The 18,915-nt window shown below is 40.5% G+C and carries 16 protein-coding genes; 11 read left to right on the top strand and 5 right to left on the bottom strand.

The window, feature by feature from the left end:
• The coding region (locus J8L97_RS18165; protein ID WP_247688730.1) for an N-acetyltransferase at nt 1-443 on the top strand (443 nt) is incomplete at its 5' end.
• Between the two features lie 358 nt (nt 444-801).
• On the opposite strand, the gene ansA is transcribed toward J8L97_RS18165, so the two are convergent.
• On the bottom strand, nt 802-1,812 hold the full coding sequence (gene ansA / locus J8L97_RS18170) for an asparaginase (RefSeq protein ID WP_211051958.1): 1,011 nt from the start codon (nt 1,810-1,812) through the stop codon (nt 802-804).
• A gap of 66 nt (nt 1,813-1,878) precedes the next feature.
• On the bottom strand, nt 1,879-3,753 hold the full coding sequence (gene sppA / locus J8L97_RS18175; protein ID WP_211051960.1) for a signal peptide peptidase SppA: 1,875 nt from the start codon (nt 3,751-3,753) through the stop codon (nt 1,879-1,881).
• A 260-nt stretch (nt 3,754-4,013) separates the two neighbouring features.
• Here sppA and J8L97_RS18180 point away from each other — a divergent pair, with 260 nt between their 5' ends.
• The 7 genes from J8L97_RS18180 (at nt 4,014) to J8L97_RS18210 (ending at nt 10,015) form a co-directional block, all read left to right on the top strand.
• Nucleotides 4,014-5,975, top strand: coding sequence for an FAD-dependent oxidoreductase (locus J8L97_RS18180; protein ID WP_211051962.1), 1,962 nt, complete (start codon nt 4,014-4,016; stop codon nt 5,973-5,975).
• 104 nt (nt 5,976-6,079) lie between these two features.
• Nucleotides 6,080-6,772 carry a DoxX family protein gene (locus J8L97_RS18185; RefSeq protein WP_211051964.1) on the top strand — a complete coding sequence of 231 codons (693 nt, stop codon included), beginning with the start codon at nt 6,080-6,082 and terminating at the stop codon, nt 6,770-6,772.
• Nucleotides 6,773-6,882: 110 nt separating this feature from the next.
• Complete coding sequence (locus J8L97_RS18190) at nt 6,883-7,431, top strand: NAD(P)H nitroreductase (RefSeq protein WP_211051966.1); 549 nt, start codon at nt 6,883-6,885, stop codon at nt 7,429-7,431.
• Between the two features lie 139 nt (nt 7,432-7,570).
• On the top strand, nt 7,571-8,200 hold the full coding sequence (upp, locus tag J8L97_RS18195) for a uracil phosphoribosyltransferase (RefSeq protein WP_211051968.1): 630 nt from the start codon (nt 7,571-7,573) through the stop codon (nt 8,198-8,200).
• 163 nt (nt 8,201-8,363) lie between these two features.
• Nucleotides 8,364-8,828 (top strand): GNAT family N-acetyltransferase, encoded by a 465-nt coding sequence (locus J8L97_RS18200; RefSeq protein ID WP_211051970.1) that lies wholly within the window; start codon nt 8,364-8,366, stop codon nt 8,826-8,828.
• A 22-nt stretch (nt 8,829-8,850) separates the two neighbouring features.
• On the top strand, nt 8,851-9,477 hold the full coding sequence (locus J8L97_RS18205; RefSeq protein WP_211051972.1) for a LysE family translocator: 627 nt from the start codon (nt 8,851-8,853) through the stop codon (nt 9,475-9,477).
• A 22-nt stretch (nt 9,478-9,499) separates the two neighbouring features.
• Entirely contained in the window at nt 9,500-10,015 is a 516-nt protein-coding gene (locus tag J8L97_RS18210; protein WP_211051974.1) for a YdcF family protein, read from the top strand.
• Between the two features lie 25 nt (nt 10,016-10,040).
• Here the strand turns inward: J8L97_RS18210 and J8L97_RS18215 are convergent, their stop codons facing one another.
• Both J8L97_RS18215 and J8L97_RS18220 read right to left on the bottom strand, forming a co-directional pair.
• The gene (locus J8L97_RS18215; RefSeq protein WP_211051976.1) at nt 10,041-12,104 is read right to left on the bottom strand and encodes an ATP-binding protein; all 2,064 of its coding nucleotides are present in this window, start codon (nt 12,102-12,104) and stop codon (nt 10,041-10,043) included.
• Nucleotides 12,105-12,235: 131 nt separating this feature from the next.
• Nucleotides 12,236-13,138 carry a LysR family transcriptional regulator gene (locus tag J8L97_RS18220; protein ID WP_211051978.1) on the bottom strand — a complete coding sequence of 301 codons (903 nt, stop codon included), beginning with the start codon at nt 13,136-13,138 and terminating at the stop codon, nt 12,236-12,238.
• Nucleotides 13,139-13,272: 134 nt separating this feature from the next.
• Here J8L97_RS18220 and hutH point away from each other — a divergent pair, with 134 nt between their 5' ends.
• From hutH to J8L97_RS18235, 3 genes are all read left to right on the top strand, one after another.
• Complete coding sequence (gene hutH / locus J8L97_RS18225; RefSeq protein WP_211051980.1) at nt 13,273-14,766, top strand: histidine ammonia-lyase; 1,494 nt, start codon at nt 13,273-13,275, stop codon at nt 14,764-14,766.
• Nucleotides 14,767-14,778: 12 nt separating this feature from the next.
• Complete coding sequence (locus J8L97_RS18230; RefSeq protein WP_211051982.1) at nt 14,779-16,779, top strand: urocanate hydratase; 2,001 nt, start codon at nt 14,779-14,781, stop codon at nt 16,777-16,779.
• 532 nt (nt 16,780-17,311) lie between these two features.
• Nucleotides 17,312-17,656, top strand: a complete 345-nt coding sequence (locus J8L97_RS18235; protein WP_211051984.1) for a cupin domain-containing protein — start codon at nt 17,312-17,314, stop codon at nt 17,654-17,656.
• A 54-nt stretch (nt 17,657-17,710) separates the two neighbouring features.
• On the opposite strand, the gene J8L97_RS18240 is transcribed toward J8L97_RS18235, so the two are convergent.
• Complete coding sequence (locus tag J8L97_RS18240) at nt 17,711-18,871, bottom strand: putative manganese transporter (protein ID WP_211051985.1); 1,161 nt, start codon at nt 18,869-18,871, stop codon at nt 17,711-17,713.
• Nucleotides 18,872-18,915 lie beyond the last annotated feature (44 nt).

The raw sequence follows: 18,915 nt of genomic DNA on the forward strand, positions 1-18,915 counted from the left end.
CGATGGATGAATCGAAGATGATTAGACAATATAAACAAGAAGATAGTGAGTTAGTTCTCGATATTTGGCTTCAAGCATCAATTAAAGCTCATGATTTTGTCGCAGCAGAATTTTGGGGATCTCAAGTTTCAAACATGCGTGAAATCTACATCCCAGCATCGAAAACTTATGTGTTTGAAATTGATGGGGACGTGATTGGTTTCTACTCATTATATGAAAACCTGTTAGCAGCAATTTTTGTCTCACCTGAACATCAAGGTCAAGGTGTCGGTAAGCAGTTAATGGCACATGCTAAAGAGCAGTGTTTGGAATTGACTTTAAACGTATACAAAGACAATGAGGCGACTTACAAGTTCTATCTATCTCAAGGTTTTGAGGTAGACAATGAGCACATTTGTGAGCATACTGGCTGTGCTGAATACGCTATGAGCATACACATATGAACCTTCTCAGGCCAAAAGCATCCAGATTCTTTTTAGGCTAATTTGTTTCAGCAATCTTTAAATCTATTCAATTTCGCTATGTCGGTTAGCTGCCAAAATAGTTTACGGCCATTACACATTCATCGCGGTTCACCTTAATCTAGCCGCTACTCAAGGAGATGGCTCATTCGTCCAGTTAGTTAAAGGCTCAGTTAAGCAAAATGATCACTTTATCAAGCAGGGCACTTTAATAACAAAGACAGTGAAGTCCCAGTAAACTGTCTTTGCATTTGATAAATCGTCGTGTCACTGCTTGTGAATTAAACATTTATTATTCATTACGCTTAATGATAACCAGCCTATTAACATATCCACACAGTTACCGAGTTATTTCACCTCTTAAATTGTCTTGCATTAAATGCCTGACAGTTTCAATTTCTAACTGTTGGCTGAATAAATAATGCAATTTGGCGATACACGCTTCTAATGTCATATCATAGCCACTGATCACACCACAGTTGAGAAGGGCATTTCCTGTAGCATAACCGCCCATATTTACTTGGCCTTGAATACATTGAGTTAAGTTTACAATGACAACGCCTTTGTCATACGCTGCTTTTAAGGCATTTAGAAATGGTGGTTGTTGTGGTGCATTGCCAACACCAAAGCTCAGTAAAATGAGTGCGCGTATATCACCGTCAAGGATATTATTGACAATATTTATATTGATCCCAGGGTAAAGATAGAGCACGCCCACAGGTTGAGGCGTGATAGGCGTCACTTGCAGTGCTTGCTCTACATAAGGGCTTAACTTACCCTCTTTTAGTTTTATGTTGATCCCTGATTGTGCCAGGGGGGGCAAGTTAGGAGAAGAGAATGCATCAAAGCCATCTGCATGTGCTTTGGTGGCGCGATTGCCTCTGAATAGCTTATTGTTAAAGAACAAGCTGACTTCTGCAATTGGATAGTTGGCCGCCAAGTACATTGCATTTAATAGGTTCACTTGTCCATCAGAACGAAGTTGAGATAAAGGGATCTGTGAGCCCGTCACAATGACCGGTTTGGTTAGATTTTCAAACATGAAAGACAAAGCTGACGCGGTATATGCCATGGTGTCGGTACCGTGTAGCACAACGAATCCATCGTATTGATCATATTTGGCTTTAATATCATCCGCAATCAATTGCCAATGATGAGGTGACATATCAGAAGAATCGATTAACGGGCAATATTCATGAATGTCAAACAGCGGCATTTCTTCACGCGTGAACTCAGCGTTGCTTTTTACCGTTTCAGTTAAATAGCCTTCGGCAGGTATGTAACCACGGCTAGACTGCTTCATACCGATGGTACCACCGGTATAAGCGATGTATATTTTTTTTCTTTTCATATTAAAAAGCCCAGAATCGATTCTGGGCTTAGTATATCAAGTGTCGCTAATTATTGCAGCGAATGATCAATATGTTATCTGGCATACTACACATTGTGTATAGATACCGTTAGGGTCATTCATTTGTGATAACGTCGTGAGATGGTGACTTAAATCAGTGCTTATATTGCCAAAGCCTTGCTCTATTAATTTTAATAAACTCGATTGTGGCGCGAGTGCACTGAGTGTATCGTGAACCATGGCTGAGCCAAAAATCTCTCTTAGTAATAACTCTTTCTCAGATAACGTTTGTTCAATAGTGATGATGTCGTAAAACTCTAAGTTTGCGAGCTTGGCTGCGGCAGAAATAGCGTCTTTTTTGTCACCTAAGTTATCAATAAGACCAAACTCTTTCGCCTGTGTTGCAGTCCAAACACGCCCTTGTGCGACTTTATCAACAGCCGATTTTTCAAGGCCTCGAGAGTTTGCCACTACACTAATGAATTTGTCATAGGCGTTTTCTACCCCAAGCTGGAGTACTTGGGCTAGTTGTGGGTTTAAACCGCGTGACAGTGAAATATCGTGTAACTCGGTAGTCGCTACGCCATCAGAATAAATGCCTAAATCATTTAGTGCGTTCTCAAAGGTCATTATTAAACCAAACACGCCAATAGACCCAGTAATTGTACTTGGTGATGCCCAAATTTCGTTTGCAGATGTGGCTATCCAATAACCGCCAGATGCAGCCACAGAGCCCATCGAGGCGACAACCGGTTTCCCTGCTTCTTTAATAGCAAGTACCTCATTACGGATTATTTCAGAGGCGAACATACTGCCACCACCGGAATCAATACGAAGTACAACAGCTTTAACTTTGTCGTCAAGACGTGCTTTTTTGAGTAATGCAGCGGTTGACTCTCCGCCAATACGACCCGCTTTTTGCTTACCGTCCACAATGTTACCCCTTGCTACGATAACTGCCACTTTTTCGGTGACCGGGTTTACCATATCAACTGCTGGTGTGATGTAGTTTAGGTATTTATTGAATGATACTTGTTTGTAGCTTTTGCCTGATTTGTTTTTACCGACCAACTCAATCAGTTCTTGTTGCAATTGTTGATCGGTTTTTAATGTATCGACCCAGCCATTTGACAGTGCATACTGTGCGTAATCACCATCAACTCGCTCTATTTTTGTTAAATACTGCTCTGTTGTTTCATCAAAGTTTGACACATCAAATGATCGAGAAGCGACAATGTCTTGTTTGTATTGTGCCCAAAGTTCATTTAACCAAAGTTTACTCGCTTCTTTTGCGGGTTCAGACATGCTGTTGCGAATAAAAGGTTCAACAGCCGATTTATATGTACCCACGCGGAAAATGTGTTGCGTTACTTTTAATTTTTCCAATGCATCTTTAAAGTACAGTGGGTATGTTGCAAAACCGCGGATATCGACACCACCATATGGGTGTAGAGAAATGGAATCTGCTTTTGATGCCAAATAATACTGGCCTTGTGAATAATATGAACCATGGGCTAAAACTTGTTTACCCGACTCTTTAAAGGCTTCTATTGCATTTGCAATGCTGCGTAGTTTGTCTAAGTGCCCACCTCGCAAGCCTTTTAAATCAAGTAATAAGACTTGAATGCGGTTATCATGCTTTGCTTCATTGATCACACGTAAAACGTCATCCAATAAAATTTCTTTAGGCTGGTCGTTAGAGTTGGTTGCATCATTTAATGCCGCGTCAAAGGGATCAACATATGTAAGCTCTTCAACTAACGCACCTTGTAAATTGAGTCGAAGTACGCTGCTGTCATCAATAACAACTTCATCTTTTGTACTTGATGCGCTTATCACAACGCCAACAATTATGCCTAAAAATAACAAATTCAAGACAAGGCGGCGAGAAAAGTTAAGGCCATGCCATAGCCCTTTAAAAAGTTTACCAATTAAATTCAAAATCAGACCTCAATATATAGGAGTACCTAAAATGTTCGCTATTGTGATATTACCTCAGAAAATATAAAGGTGTAACGATAAAAACGTAACGAAGTATTTATAGACGTCTAAACATCCTAAAAGTGTATCAATAGCGTGAGAAACTTAGCAATAAAACGTCATTAATGGAAATAAACAATTAATTTACTTCTTAAGGTACTTGCTAATTCATGGGAAATTGATAATGTTGCACAGGTTAGACCAGTTAGCCGGGGCAGGTAATGTTAGAAAAAAAGATAGAATTAAAACACACTGAATTACGTAATCGCTTAGTTATGGGTTCAATGCACACAGGGTTAGAAGAGGGATGGCATAACCGAAAGCGTTTAAGTGCATTTTATGAGGCCAGAGCTAAAGGTGGCACTGGACTGATTATTACTGGAGGGTATAGCCCTAATATTAGAGGAAAGTTGACGCCAATTTCTTCTTCTTTTAATAGCTACTATGATGTTGTTAAACACCGAGCCTACACACGTGCAGTTCATCAACATGGGGCTAAAATTTGTCTGCAACTTTTACATGCAGGGCGCTACGCTTATCATCCTTTTAATGTTGCACCAAGCGCAGTTAAGGCGCCCATTAGTCCATATAAGCCTAAAAGCATGTCATTGAACATGATCCAAAGCACTATTAAAGCTTTCGCGCATTCGGCAAAACTTGCGGAGAAAGCCGGTTATGATGGAGTGGAAGTAATGGGATCGGAAGGGTATTTGATCAATGAGTTTATGGCCAGTCATACCAATAAACGCAGTGACAAATACGGTGGTAACTTAGACAATAGAATGCGTTTAGCGATTGAGATAGTCAAAGCAGTTAGGGAAAATGTATCCGATAAGTTCATGATCATTTTTAGGCTGTCAGTGATGGATTTAATTCCGAATGGTTCAACGCCTGAAGAGGTAACAACTCAAGCAAAGGCGCTCGAGGCGGCGGGTGTTGATATTCTCAATACTGGGATAGGGTGGCACGAAGCACGTGTTCCAACGATAGCGAGCATGGTTCCACCAGGCGCATTTAAAGAAGCATCAAAGCGCTTGAAAGATGTAGTAAATATTCCTGTCATTGCTGTTAACCGCATTAATACGCCCGATATTGCCAATGATATATTACACAATGGCGAAGCCGATTTAATTTCAATGGCTCGGCCACTATTGGCAGACCCGGAGTTTTTTAACAAATACCGCAATAATCACAGTGAACAAATTAATATTTGTATTGGCTGCAATCAAGGGTGCTTAGATCATGTTTTTAAAGGAAAGCGTGCGACATGTTTGGTAAACCCACAGGCTGGGTTTGAGCTAGATTATCCATTAGAACTCGCTGAAAAGCCGAAGGATGTATTAGTAGTCGGTGCAGGTCCAGCAGGGTTGTCGGTGAGTTACTATTTGGCAAAAAAAGGCCATAAGGTAACGTTAATTGATAAGAATACGCACCCAGGTGGTCAGTTCAATCTTGCTATGCAAATTCCGGGTAAAGAAGATTTTAAAAAGACATTGGCATTTTACTTATCAGAACTTAAACGGCTAAAGGTAAATTTGACGCTTGATACCGCTTATAGCGAAGAAATGCTCAGCAAATATGATGATGTTGTGTTTGCAACCGGTGTAACGCCTCGTTTATCTCCAATACAGTGTACAGACGGGAAACAGGTGTATGCGTACGATGAGGTAATTAGAGGTGAGGTTGAACTCGGCGAGCGAATCGCCATTTTAGGTGCCGGTGGTATTGGGTTTGATATGGTGGCGTTTCTAACAGAAACACCCGAGCAGTCAATTGATGATTTTAAGCTGCAATGGGGAATAGAATGTGAAGCAAACCAAACCAAAGACCCTCGCAAGCTCTATATGTTAAAGCGCAGTGACGGTCGATTCGGCAGTGATTTAGGTAAAACAACGGGGTGGATACATCGACAAGTAGCAAAGCACCATGATGTTAAGCAAATTGCTGGGTGTGAATATGTTGCTTTTTCAGATAAGGGACTGTTAGTAAATGTTAATGGCAAAGAAACTTGGCTAGAGGTTGATACTGTCATTGCGTGTATCGGGCAAGTATCAAATGATAAGCTATTTAACAAAGAAGCTTTACCCGATAATCAACATGTTATCGGCGGCGCCAAATTGGCAAGCGCAATAGATGCTAAACGAGCGATTTATGAAGCGCTACAGGTTGCTAGGGTGATATAAAGATAAAACTCATACTTTTTTCTTTATTCTTGTGCAATAAAATTTTTCAAAATGCGGTCTACACTGATAACTAAGTTTTAAATATAACTATCAGAAGGCCGCACATGCTGTTACAAATTCACGCCCTTTATCAAAAGATTCTAGACAAAATACACGTTTTAGATGGGATCCCCCCGTTATTGTTTCGGCTGATACTAGCCCCAATCATGATTATAGCCGGGTTCAATAAATTGAATTTAGCGAATGAGGATATAAGTTTTCCAAGTACTTTGTTGCCAGACTCAAATGTTGTGGCATGGTTTGGCAATAGTGAGTGGGGGTTAGGATTACCGTTTCCTGACTTATTGGCATTTCTAGCAGGTTGGTCTGAATTCTTAGGTGGCTGGCTAATTTTAATCGGCCTTTTTACAAGAATTGCCGCGATTCCACTTATGTTTACAATGTTTATTGCTGCAACTACAGTGCATTGGCACAATGGCTGGTTTGCTATTGCCCCTACGAACCCTGATACAAGCGCCGCTCAAGTATTTGAGTGGTTGCACATACCAGGCGCTCAAGAAAGTTTAGATAATAGCTTAGAGGTCGGGGAGCGATTAGATAGAATAAAGGGCATTGTTAGTGAGCATGGATTCCCAGATTACTTGTATGAAAAAGGGTCGATAGCTGTACTTAACAATGGGATAGAATTTGCTGCGATTTATTTTGCGATGTTGCTTAGTCTGATATTCAGTGGTGGAGGGCGATTTGTGAGTGTTGATTTTTGGTTGAAACGTAAACTCGTCAATAAGGGTAATTAATAGGGATTTGTTAGGATATAAATAAATGATTTATATCGAGTTGTCATAGCCCAGCCACACATATGATGGTATCCTAAATAACACTCATTACTCATTAAAGGTTTGTTATCATGGATGCCATTGAACTCTTAACCACGCGCCAATCAGATAGCAATTTATCATTTCCTGAGCCATCACAAGCACAACTAGAGATAATAAAAAAAGCAGCGTTAAAAGTGCCTGATCATGGTTCACTTAAGCCATGGCGATTTATTCTTGTTGAAGGTGATGATAGGGATAAACTGGGTGACATATATTATCAAGCCGCTGTTGAAGAGCAGCAGGAAGAGCGCATTATTAATCGTGCTAGAGAGCTTCCTCTAAGAGCGCCTATGTTAATTATTGCCATTTGCCCATTTCAAGAGCACCCAAAGGTGCCGCGTATCGAACAAATAGAAAGTGCCGCGTGCAGTGTGTTTGCTATGCAACAAGCTGCATTCGCACAGCATTTATCTGGTGTATGGCGCACTGGGTATTTTGCACAAAGCCCAAAAGTTAAAGCGCTTTTAGGTATGAAAGCAGAGGATGAGATTGTAGGGTATTTATATTTAGGTACACCTACTGTAACTTGCACTAAGCCAATTAGAAGTACACCAGAGCAGTTCTTTGAATCTCTATAATAAAAAATCACAATGGTTTGTTAGCACAAACCATTGTGTATTTTACACCACCTTCTCTGGAAATATTTTTTACGTGTAAAGTACACTGCCTACTAATTACCTCTATAATAATGCCATTACTGTAAATATGGAAAATTTGATGGCTTTACACACAATTAATCACCCTCTAGTTCAACATAAACTTGCGTTGCTTCGACAGCAAGGGATCAGCACGAAAAGCTTCCGCGAATTAGTTGCTGAAATTGGCACTTTATTAACGTATGAAGCAACAAAAGATCTCCCTTTAGAAACTCAAACAATAAAAGGGTGGGAAGGCAGTGACATTCAAGTTGCTAAGTTACATGGAAAAAAAATCACGGTTGTGCCTATATTGCGAGCGGGTTTAGGCATGATGGATGGTGTTATGGAGCTAATACCAGCGGCAAAAGTAAGTGTTGTAGGGTTACAACGAAACGAAGAAACGCTTGAACCGGTACCGTATTTTGAGAAGTTGGTGGGTAAAATTGATGAACGCTTGAGCTTGGTGATTGACCCGATGTTAGCAACGGGTGGTTCACTCATTGCGACGATAGATATGCTTAAAAAAGCCGGGTGTAAGAAAATAAAAGCGGTGATATTGGTTGCAGCTCCGGAAGGGGTTAATGCAACGCTCAGTGCACACCCAGATGTTGAAATATATACCGCATCGTTAGATAGTCACTTAAATGAGAGGGGATATATTGTGCCAGGACTTGGTGATGCTGGAGACAAAATTTTTGGTACGGTATAACACACCTCATTATACTGTACGCCACGCAGACACGGTTTGATTTTTTCATGAATCGCAGTATATAGTCCTAATGAGGCCCATTGATCACGGATCTTTTTTTTAGGCCATTATGTTCTGTAAACTTAAGTGATTTATCACGATATGATGCAAGTTGGATAAAAATATGGAATTAGTAATACCAGCTGAAAAACAGTTACGTACACTTATGCTGTGGTTTGAAGATGAGCAAGCTGTTCGAGAGTGGGCTGGCCCTAGTTTTCCGTTTCCATTTAATTTTGAATCATTCAAGGAAAATTTAAACCTTAATAAAGTGTCATCTTATGTTTTGGTTGATAATAAAGAAGAGTGTTTCGCATTCGGTCAAGTTTATGAACGGCTTGGTCGGTGTCATTTAGGACGTTTAAGTGTTTCGCCACAACATAGAGGCGAAGGTATCGCCAATCATCTGATCTCGTTACTCATAAAACAAGGACGCACACTTTTTCATTTAGAAGAAGTATCTTTGTTTGTGTTAATGCATAATTTAAGTGCTATTCGTGCGTATGAAAAAGCGGGTTTTAGGTTTGCTACATACCCTGGTACAATTCCATACAATGAATGTCTATATATGACGCTTTCTTGTCGTTAATCTGAATTTTGTAAGGCCCCACATGGACAACTTATTAGCAGTTGCGTTATTTGCTATTTCATCTTCGATTACACCTGGACCAAATAATGTATTAGTCCTTACCTCTGGTGTTAATTTTGGTGTACGTAGGAGTATGCCATTATTAATAGGGATAAGCGTCGGGTTTGCAACAATGTTGTTACTCGTTGGATTTGGGTTTGGGCAGTTGTTTGTGCTATTTCCTTCGCTACATTTATTTGTAAAGTGTGTTGGGGTTGTGTATTTAGTGTATCTGGCTTGGCTCATTGCAAAATCTAATACTGATATGCAGTCAATAACACGTGCTAAGCCTTTAACATTTATGAACGGTGCATTGTTTCAATGGGTTAATGGAAAAGCGTGGGTAGTCGCCAGCGGGGCTATAGTGGCTTTTACGAATGCAGGAGATGCGTATTTATCGCAAAATGTGTTGATTGCGTTAGTCTTTTTAGTTATTGCGTTTCCGTGTGTTGGAGTATGGCTTATGTTTGGCACTTTATTAAAGAAAACATTGCAGACTAAAAAGCATCGGCGATGTTTTAACTACATTATGGCGACGCTATTACTGGTCTCGGTTTTGTCTGTCTGCGGTGAATTAGTTCATGATATGCGGGCTGCGATTGAATATTAACAAATCATTCAGGAGAGGCTAAATGAATTCAGCGATTGTTTTGCTTGGCAGCCCAAATAATGATGATGGTAGCCTTTCAGAGATTGCCATTTCGCGCTGTGATCACGCATTGACTGTATTTGATGCAAAGCGAAGCCATAAGTTGTTGTGTACTGGCGGATTTGGCGATCATTTTAATAGAACAAACATTGCACATGCTGAGTACCTGCGCCGCTACATGGTTAAAAAAGGTGTGCCTAAGCAGGCCTTTTTGGAAAATGCATTGAGTCGATATACATATGAAGACGCCACATTATCGCAGCGTATCCTTAAAAAAGCTCGAATTTATCATATTATATTAGTTACCTCCGATTTTCATATGTCCCGGGCGAGCTATGTGTTTAAAAATGTTCTAACTAATTGTAGTATTGAGATATCTTCAGCGGACAGTTTTGCACTGCCAGCGAATAAGCTCAGCCAGTTAGTGGCACATGAAGCAGCTGCAATGAAAAGAGAACAACGGAATATTCTTGCTGAAAAGTCAAACTTGAGACCATAAATCACAAACATTGATAAGGTTAAGGTTACAGCTGTGCAGAGTCTGATGAATCTACTAAGCTTGTGCGCTGTACATTGACAGGGATACTAATCACGAAATGAGCGCCTTCGCTGTCATCAGTGCATTCTACGTCGCCTTTCATAATGTGGACGACCGAATTATAAATAATATTGAGGCCCAGTCCTAGGCTGCCTTCTCCGAGTCTAGTCGTATAAAATGGGTCAAATACTTGTTTGTGCTTTGTCTTAGGGATCCCCGAACCGTTGTCTTTGTAGTGGATCACAACTTTGTTATCATCTATATGAACGATTTGCACATCGATGCGCGGTGTGACTGTATTGCCAAAGCCGTGTTTGACGGAGTTCTCGACAAGTTGTGTGATAACTTTTAATAGCACCGACTTGTAGTTCGTTATTTCTATGTCAGCTCCATTAACATGAGACGAAAATGCGTGTTTATGAATTTTTACCAAACTTGCGATATTATCTTCTAAGAAAGGCACCAAGGTAAACGTGCTGAGTTCGCTAATTTGTAATTTTGAAGACATCATTTTAAAGCGCTGAATTAAATCAGCCGCTTTTTCAGTGTTATTTTGGCTAAGGGCTAACAATTCAGTAGAGCCGCCAATGAAATCAGCAAGCTTTTTTTGTGTAAGAGTTTGCTCCGAAAATTGGGTAGTGAGAGTGTTTACTTGGGCTTGCAGAGTCGAGTTTGCAGTGATGACTAAACCAAGAGGCGTATTGAGTTGATGTGCCATACCAGAGACCAAGGTGGTCATAGCGCGCATTTTTTCTGACTCAATTAATTTGTCTTGTGTTGCTTCCAGTTGCTCTACCAATGTCTGTAATTGATGCTTGCGTTTATTTAGACGATATAAAAAAAAGCTTGAAATAAGAATAATTATTACAGCACTGATCAGCAATATGAAATCTCGTTGTTGTTGCGCACGTGCCATGGATAACGTTAACTGGTGTTGTTGTTCTAGTTGTTTGAGCGCAGTTTCTTTTGTTTGTAATTCAGTTTGCGATACCATATACGCTAACCCTATTGAGGCTTGCTTCTGTGTAAACTTTTTCGCCACAAGATTATATTTATCAAGTGCAATAAGGGCATCAGCCAATAAACCTTCTTTACGCGTCAATTTACTTTGTAACATTAACGCTTCTTGTAGCGCTGAAAATTGTTGGTATTGGTAGCCGATGTCGACCACTTCTTTAAGCATATTGATTGCTTCATCAGTTCTTTGTTGTTGTATGTATGCTTTAGCGAGCTCAAGCTTGGGTTGAATCGTTTTTGATACGGCGTTTTGCTTGCGCCAGTTATCAATTGCTTGCGTGAGGTATTTTTCACCTCGTTGGTAATCTTCTCGTTTTATATACACACGGCCTAAATTGTAAAGTGACCATGTTTCATGATATTCGTAACCATGGGTCTGACGGATCACTAAAGCTTGGGTATGAAGGTCAAGTGCTTTATCCAATTCACCTTTTAAAAATGCTGCTTCTCCAAGATTATTAAGCCCTGTGCTTTGTTGTGAAGGCTGATTTAAGGCTAATGCTGATTCATAAAACCGTTGAAAATAGTTTTGTGCTTCGTCTAATAAACCAAGCTTTAAATAAATATGGCCAATGTTGTTTTCTGTCTGATGAATAAATTCAGTACTTTTTAATAAAGGGGCTTCTTCATAGGCTTTTAAGTTATTTTCCAGTGCAAGTTCATAAAGTTCTACATTGGAAAACGCACTTGCCGAAATACTGTAGTAGCTATACAAAATACCAGGCTCTTCAATTTCTCTGGCAAGTAACCGTGCTTGAGCTAATGTATTCATTGCTTCTTTGATACGATCAGCGTTAATTTGATACCAAGATTTTAAATATAGCAACCTGATTCGTTGAGCTGGCACAAGGCTTAAGCTGTGATGTACCATGAGTTCATCCACTTTAACAATACCGGCTAGTGGAGACTTTCTGCTGGCAGTACTAATTTGTGTTCGTAGTTCACTAAATGCCTGATCTGACATCTTAGCGGTTGTAAAAAGTGGATAAAACGCCAAAAAAAGAGAAATCACAAAACCACAACATTCTTTCATTCAAGAAACCGCTTGTTGCATATACTTTTATTGAGTGTAGCTAAGATTACTCTGTTTACGAATTCGAATGGTGGTAAATACTTAATCAAAAGTACGTATTTTCCACATATTGGAAAAATGAGGATAACAAATTATTGGTCAGTTTTATGGCAACGTATAATTTCTTTAACGAGGGCGTTGGCTAAAGGGGAGGCTAGGTTGTTTTTTGACGTTATCATCACAACAGGGATCTGATATGAGTATCGACTAGGAAGAATTGGTTTAAATAACCCCTTGTCTACCCAATAACTGGCGTAATGCTCTGGTAAATAGCCTATAAAATCACCTGATAGGATCAAATGCGCAATACCTTCATCGTGATAGGCAATAGCCGTACTTTGGTAGTTGAGACCATCATTTCTTGTTTCTTTATCCCGTGTATAGTTACTGGTAATAACCTCTGCATTTTGTAGATGCCGTTCAACATCTGATGGGTTGCAAGCAAAAAGAGGGTGGCCAACACCACAATATAAATAGTTATTCTCGTTATACAGTGGATGGTAATCGAGACCCCTTATATGATGCCTGCTGACGCCCAGTCCAACTAAAGAACGCCCATTCATGACCGATGTTTCGACTTCTTTGGCCTCACACACATTGATATCAAATTGGATATGTTCACTTTGCGCTCTCAGCGCTGAAATAGCGCGTGCAACCCCACAGCGTGGATCGCTCACCATAGTATCTATTGTAGCAATAGTGACTCTACCAGATAGTTTATTTTTTGAACTGGCAATGGTGGTGGTAAAAGCCTCACACTGTTGCAGGAGCTCAAGCGATGCTTGATATGTCACTCTGCCGGGTTCGGTTAATTCAAAGCCGCTTCTGCCTCTTTTACACAGCTTGATCCCAAGGCGAACTTCTAGGTCTGATAAATGCGAACTGATAGTGGAACGGCCAATATTTAAACGTGATTCGGCAGCTGATAAGCCGCCGCACTCAACAATTGCAACGAATATTCTTAGCAACCTTAAATCAACGTCATGAACTTGCACTTTATCTCGCTTAATAAGTTTGATAATACCGGAATGAATACCGATTATTATGCATTTATGAAACATCAAGAGCAAGCTAGGATAACGTTATTATCAGTATAAAAGTACATAAGAAGTTGATTTTGGAGAGTGAAATGACGTTTAAGTATGGTGTAGATCGCCTTAATGTAGATATTGTAAATGCAATCGCAGACGGCAGTGTTAAAGCACATTTATGTCAAGAAGCATTAGATAAAGTAAATAAAAGCAGACAAAACGTCGACAAAATGGCGAGCTCTGACAAAGCAATTTATGGTATCAACACTGGGTTCGGTCCTTTATGTGATACACAGATCTCTCCAGAAGAAACACACTTATTGCAGAAAAACTTACTGATCACCCATGCTGTTGGGGTTGGTGAACCAATCGCTAAACCAATATCTAAATTAATGTTGATTACCAAAGTTCATGCTTTAAGTCAGGGGTTTTCTGGGATCCGCCTTGAAGTAATACAAAGAATGCTGGCATTTATCGACCTTGATCTCATTCCTGTGGTACCAGAGCAGGGTTCAGTTGGTGCATCTGGTGATTTAGCACCTCTATCGCACTTGTTTTTACCGCTTATTGGTGAAGGAGAGTTTTGGCAAAATGGGGAAGTTGTCCCAGCGGCCCCTCTGTTGCGTGAGCACGGTTTAGTGCCGCTTGAGCTGCATGCAAAAGAAGGGTTAGCGCTCATTAATGGTACTCAATTCATTTTGTCGCATGCGATTACAGCATTAACAAAAATGGGGTATTTGCTCGATCTTGCTGATGTCACGGGTGCTATGAGTATTGAAGGTATGCAAGGCAGTGAATCGCCATTTAGAGCTGAGCTACATGAAATTCGTGCATTTGTAGGTAATGTTGAAGTTGCTGCTCGTATGAGACGCTTTTTCAAAAACTCGGAAAATATGGCTGCTCACCAAGGCTGTGAGCGTGTTCAAGACCCTTATTCATTGCGCTGTATCCCTCAGGTGCATGGTGCATCTCGTAATGCGTACTACCATTTGAAAGAGCTGGCTGAAATTGAAATGAACTCAGTGACAGATAACCCTATCGTTGTCAGTGCAGAAGAAGCGATCTCTGGGGGAGGGTTCCACGGTCAGCCGTTAGCTATGGTATTAGATTACGCATCAATAGCAGCAGCTGAGTTAGGCAATATTTCTGATAGACGTTGTTATTTGCTTTTAGAAGGGCTGCACGGCTTACCTCGGTTACTCACAAGTTCTGGAGGATTGAATTCAGGCATGATGATCCCTCAATATGCAACTGCAGCACTTGTAACGGAAAACAAGTCTTTATGTTTCCCACCGTCGGCGGACAGTGTGCCTACCTCTATGGGTCAAGAAGATCATGTGTCTATGGGGAGTATTTCTGGTAGAAAGCTTAACCAAATTTTAGGTAACATTGAAAAAATCTTCGCCATTGAGTTGATGTATGCTGCCCAAGCCATTGAATTCAGAAGACCAAATAAGTGCTCTGAATTAATTGAGCAAAATTTAAAAGTGATTAGAGCTAAAGTTGCAAAACTTGAAGAAGATAGGCTATTAAAGCCCGATATTGATGCCATGATAACATTGGTTAAGTCACAAGCGTTTACAGTAAATTAAGAGGGAGTTGTGATGAATTTTAAAGAACAGATAAAACAAGGTATTCCATCTGAATTACCGGCTGCTAAACCTTATCCCACTGATGCGAATCGCGCACCAAAACGCAAAGATATTTTGAGCGTGGATGAGAAACAGTTAGCAATAAGAAATGCATTACGTTACTTCCCCAAAGCATGGCATCAAGAGTTGGCGGTAGAATTTGCACAAGAATTAAATGACTTCGGTCGTATCTATATGTATCGCTTTAAACCAAATTATGATCTGAGAGCCCGTTCTGTGTCTGAGTATCCAGCACAATGTGAACAAGCAGCAGCGATAATGCTTATGGTTGAAAATAACCTAGACCCTGCTGTTGCGCAGCACCCAGAAGAATTAATAACTTATGGTGGAAATGGCGCAGTTTTTCAAAACTGGGCTCAATATTTATTAGCGATGAAATACTTAAGTGAAATGCACTCGGATCAAACGTTGCATATTTACTCAGGTCACCCAATGGGGTTGTTTCCATCATCAGAAGATGCGCCACGCGTAGTTGTTACAAATGGCATGATGATCCCGAACTATTCTAAGCCTGATGATTGGGAGAAGTTCAACGCTTTAGGCGTAACACAATATGGTCAAATGACAGCTGGCTCATTCATGTATATTGGGCCTCAGGGTATTGTACATGGTACAACAATTACGGTTATGAATGCGTTCCGTAAAGTACTCAACAAAGGTGAAAGCTCTCAAGGGAAAATATTTCTTACCGCAGGATTAGGTGGCATGAGTGGTGCACAACCTAAAGCCGGTAATATCGCCAAATGTATCACCGTTTGTGCAGAAGTGAACCCTAAAGCAGCAATCAAGCGTCATCAACAAGGCTGGGTTGATGAGCTAATTGATAATATGGATGATCTGATCTCACGTTTAAAAGTGGCTCAAGCAAATGAGGAAGTAGTCTCCATTGCTTATATAGGGAATGTGGTTGATGTATGGGAAGCATTTGATGAACATAACATCTTCGTTCATTTAGGATCTGACCAGACATCATTGCATAACCCATGGTCAGGTGGTTATTACCCTGTAGATATTAGTTATGAAGAGTCAAATAGGTTAATTAGAGAAGAACCTGAGCTGTTTAAAGTTAAAGTACAACAGACCCTCAAACGCCACGCAGATGCGGTCAACAAGCATACTGCAAAAGGCACCTACTTTTTTGACTATGGTAATGCATTTTTACTTGAGTCATCACGAGCGGGTGGTGATGTCATGGCTGACAATGGTATTGATTTTAAATATCCATCATACGTACAGGATATCCTGGGGCCAATGTGTTTTGACTATGGATTTGGACCATTTCGCTGGGTATGTGCATCAGGGAAGCCTGAAGATTTAGATAAAACTGATGCAATTGCCGCGCAGGTTTTGAATAAAATTATGGTAGAGTCTCCTGAAGAAATTCAGCAGCAAATGCAGGATAATATTACGTGGATCAACGATGCGAAGCAAAATAAGCTCGTGGTCGGCTCTCAAGCACGTATTCTTTATGCGGATGCACAAGGGCGAATGGAAATCGCGAAAGCGTTTAATGACGCAATAAGCCGAGGTGATATTGGCCCCGTTGTATTAGGACGTGATCATCATGATGTTAGTGGCACAGATTCACCATTTCGTGAAACATCTAATATTTATGATGGTAGCCGATTTACCGCTGATATGGCCATTCACAATGTGATTGGTGATAGTTTCCGTGGTGCAACTTGGGTGTCGATTCATAACGGGGGTGGCGTTGGCTGGGGCGAAGTAACTAACGGCGGCTTTGGTATGTTGTTAGATGGCACTGATAGTGCTGAACGTCGACTAAAATCTATGCTGTTATTTGATGTAAACAATGGCATAGCGCGTCGCAGTTGGGCGCGTAATGAAGAGGCTAATTTTGCGATTAAGCGTGAAATGGCTCGTACACCTAAGTTAAAGGTGACGCTAGCAAACTTAGTGGATGACGATATTTTAAGTAATTTGTCACTCTAATTATTGCATTAAATTTTTCGGGTGCCTGCTTAAATTAAATCAGGCACCCGCTATCGAGTTAGATTTAAGTTAGTTCATTGATACCTTCCTATTGCCTACGATTTAATGCCCCGTAATTATAGTGTGTTTCGCTAGCTGTCTTTCTGTGTAATTATACAAATGAGTACATTATTCAATGGATAACCCTTTTATCTTTATACCTAATTATAATGGGCTAATTTGATTTCTGTGGCGAGTAAGCTTCTATCCTGAATAGTATAGCAATCAAAACAACGTGACTTTCAACGTGTTAAAGCGTATTTAACCTCAGGTTTGGATAAGGGTTTTGGAATAGAAAATGTGTTGTAAACAAACTTACGTACAATCCAAGGATGATATTTTGCTCAATATCAAGGCGCTTTTATGCAGTAATAGCGGGCTATTACAAATGAAAGCAACGCTGAGAGTGAGAAAAATAGCTTTATTGGGCAAATTCGCTTATCCAGAGCTGAGGTTATTTATATACTTATTAATTCGGTAACTAAGGGCGTTTATGATGAAAATTGTCAATGTGTTAGAGGTTTTATCGTCAAAGAATGAAGGCGTATTTATTCCAATGCTGCCTTTTAACGCTTCTTCGTTTAGTACGTGTGATATTACTGGCGAGTCACCGGCTTGGGAAATGCATCCAGATACGGATGAGTTTTTTTATATCATTGATGGAGAATTTGAAATGACCGTATTAAGGGAGGGGGTGTCATCAACGTATGTTGCCCACAGCGGAGATGCGTTTGTTGTCCCTAAGGGGGTATGGCATAAGCCCTCTGCAAATAAAGGCTGTAAGTTCATTTATCACACATCAGGGCAATCAGTACACAGTGAATACCCCGAAGAATAAAGCCAGTAGTACGTTACGCTACTAACTTTATTAAGTTGAACTGATGACGAGACTTTACATTAACCAATATAAGCCATAGCCCACTAGAAGCGCAGGGATAGCGGAATAGCAGGTTGCCAGAATCGCGGCTTTTGGCGCCATTGCAATCGCAGGAAATAGCGCGTCACCATCGTTTGAGATTGCATTTCCAGCTAAGGCACTAAATGGAATGATACCTTGAATATAGAGCGTAGTGACCACGATTTGGGGACCACATCCAGGTAGTAACCCAATGAGAACGGCAATAAGCGGGGCGAATACGGCAAACTCACTGAACCATTGTTTTAAATCCAGACCAAACAGTGTCACTGCGAGTTCATAAAGCATAAAGCTGGCAACCACCCATGCAGTTACAAAGTGTGTATCTTGTAGTACTCTGGCAAACTTGGAAGGAGGCTCAAATTCTTCATCTTCTGCGGTAATTTGTTTATAAGTTTTCCCCTCTGATGATAGCGCCCACACAAGCACAGCAAAAATCGCCATAACCGCGCCAACCAGTGTAATTGATGCTTCAAATGCTCCTAGATCAACGTTAAAGGCAATTAAAAAAGCAATTACAAGGCTTGGCAACAGGGCAATCTTCCAGACTTTTGTGCTGGCTATGGCTACGTTACTTGGCTTAGCACAATGTGGATTATTGGCTTCTTGTACATCGGGTTGGCAAAACTCTTGTTTATGTATTGCACTGACAATTAAGCCACTGATAATTCCTACACCTACACCTATCCCAATTATCAATAATCCTTCGAGCGGCTTTTTTGCTAATAATAAAAACGCAGCGTCGCCCATTGTTGCGGTAAGTACAGCGACTACCGATGCGAAACTCGCTTGACGTTTTGTAAACTGAGTAACAACAATAATAGCACCACCACACCCAGGCAATGCGCCAAGAATTGCTGCGAATACTATCTCAAGAGTTGGAGACTTTGCTTTTAAGTAACTCAATTCTAGTTGGGGCAACTTATCTACAAGGTAATAGTATATGAAAAGCGTACCAGCAACGAATGCGGTTACTTGAAAAAACGCATCCGCTAGCGTTGGAAGTGTTATTGCTCTAATAGGCTCGTACGCTAACGCTAAACCGAGAAGCAATGGCAATAACAAACGTTTGTTAGTTAGTTGGGTACTTAGTAAATGCACTAAGCGGGAAGGAAAATTTACGGACTGTGAGAGCATAAAGTGCAACCGGTTGATAAACTCAGTTGCACTTTAGTTTTTTT

Origin of the sequence: Pseudoalteromonas sp. MMG012 (assembly GCF_018100875.1) — a bacterium.
GTDB lineage: Bacteria > Pseudomonadota > Gammaproteobacteria > Enterobacterales > Alteromonadaceae > Pseudoalteromonas > Pseudoalteromonas aurantia.

Coding starts and splice junctions, on each gene's coding strand:
- upp (WP_211051968.1), top strand. CDS start 7,571: ATGGCTTTACACACAATTAATCACCCTCTAGTTCAACATAAACTTGCG.
- J8L97_RS18205 (WP_211051972.1), top strand. CDS start 8,851: ATGGACAACTTATTAGCAGTTGCGTTATTTGCTATTTCATCTTCGATT.
- J8L97_RS18200 (WP_211051970.1), top strand. CDS start 8,364: ATGGAATTAGTAATACCAGCTGAAAAACAGTTACGTACACTTATGCTG.
- ansA (WP_211051958.1), bottom strand. CDS start 1,812: ATGAAAAGAAAAAAAATATACATCGCTTATACCGGTGGTACCATCGGT.
- J8L97_RS18240 (WP_211051985.1), bottom strand. CDS start 18,871: ATGCTCTCACAGTCCGTAAATTTTCCTTCCCGCTTAGTGCATTTACTA.
- J8L97_RS18235 (WP_211051984.1), top strand. CDS start 17,312: ATGATGAAAATTGTCAATGTGTTAGAGGTTTTATCGTCAAAGAATGAA.
- J8L97_RS18190 (WP_211051966.1), top strand. CDS start 6,883: ATGGATGCCATTGAACTCTTAACCACGCGCCAATCAGATAGCAATTTA.
- J8L97_RS18180 (WP_211051962.1), top strand. CDS start 4,014: ATGTTAGAAAAAAAGATAGAATTAAAACACACTGAATTACGTAATCGC.
- J8L97_RS18215 (WP_211051976.1), bottom strand. CDS start 12,104: ATGAAAGAATGTTGTGGTTTTGTGATTTCTCTTTTTTTGGCGTTTTAT.
- J8L97_RS18185 (WP_211051964.1), top strand. CDS start 6,080: ATGCTGTTACAAATTCACGCCCTTTATCAAAAGATTCTAGACAAAATA.
- hutH (WP_211051980.1), top strand. CDS start 13,273: ATGACGTTTAAGTATGGTGTAGATCGCCTTAATGTAGATATTGTAAAT.
- J8L97_RS18210 (WP_211051974.1), top strand. CDS start 9,500: ATGAATTCAGCGATTGTTTTGCTTGGCAGCCCAAATAATGATGATGGT.
- J8L97_RS18230 (WP_211051982.1), top strand. CDS start 14,779: ATGAATTTTAAAGAACAGATAAAACAAGGTATTCCATCTGAATTACCG.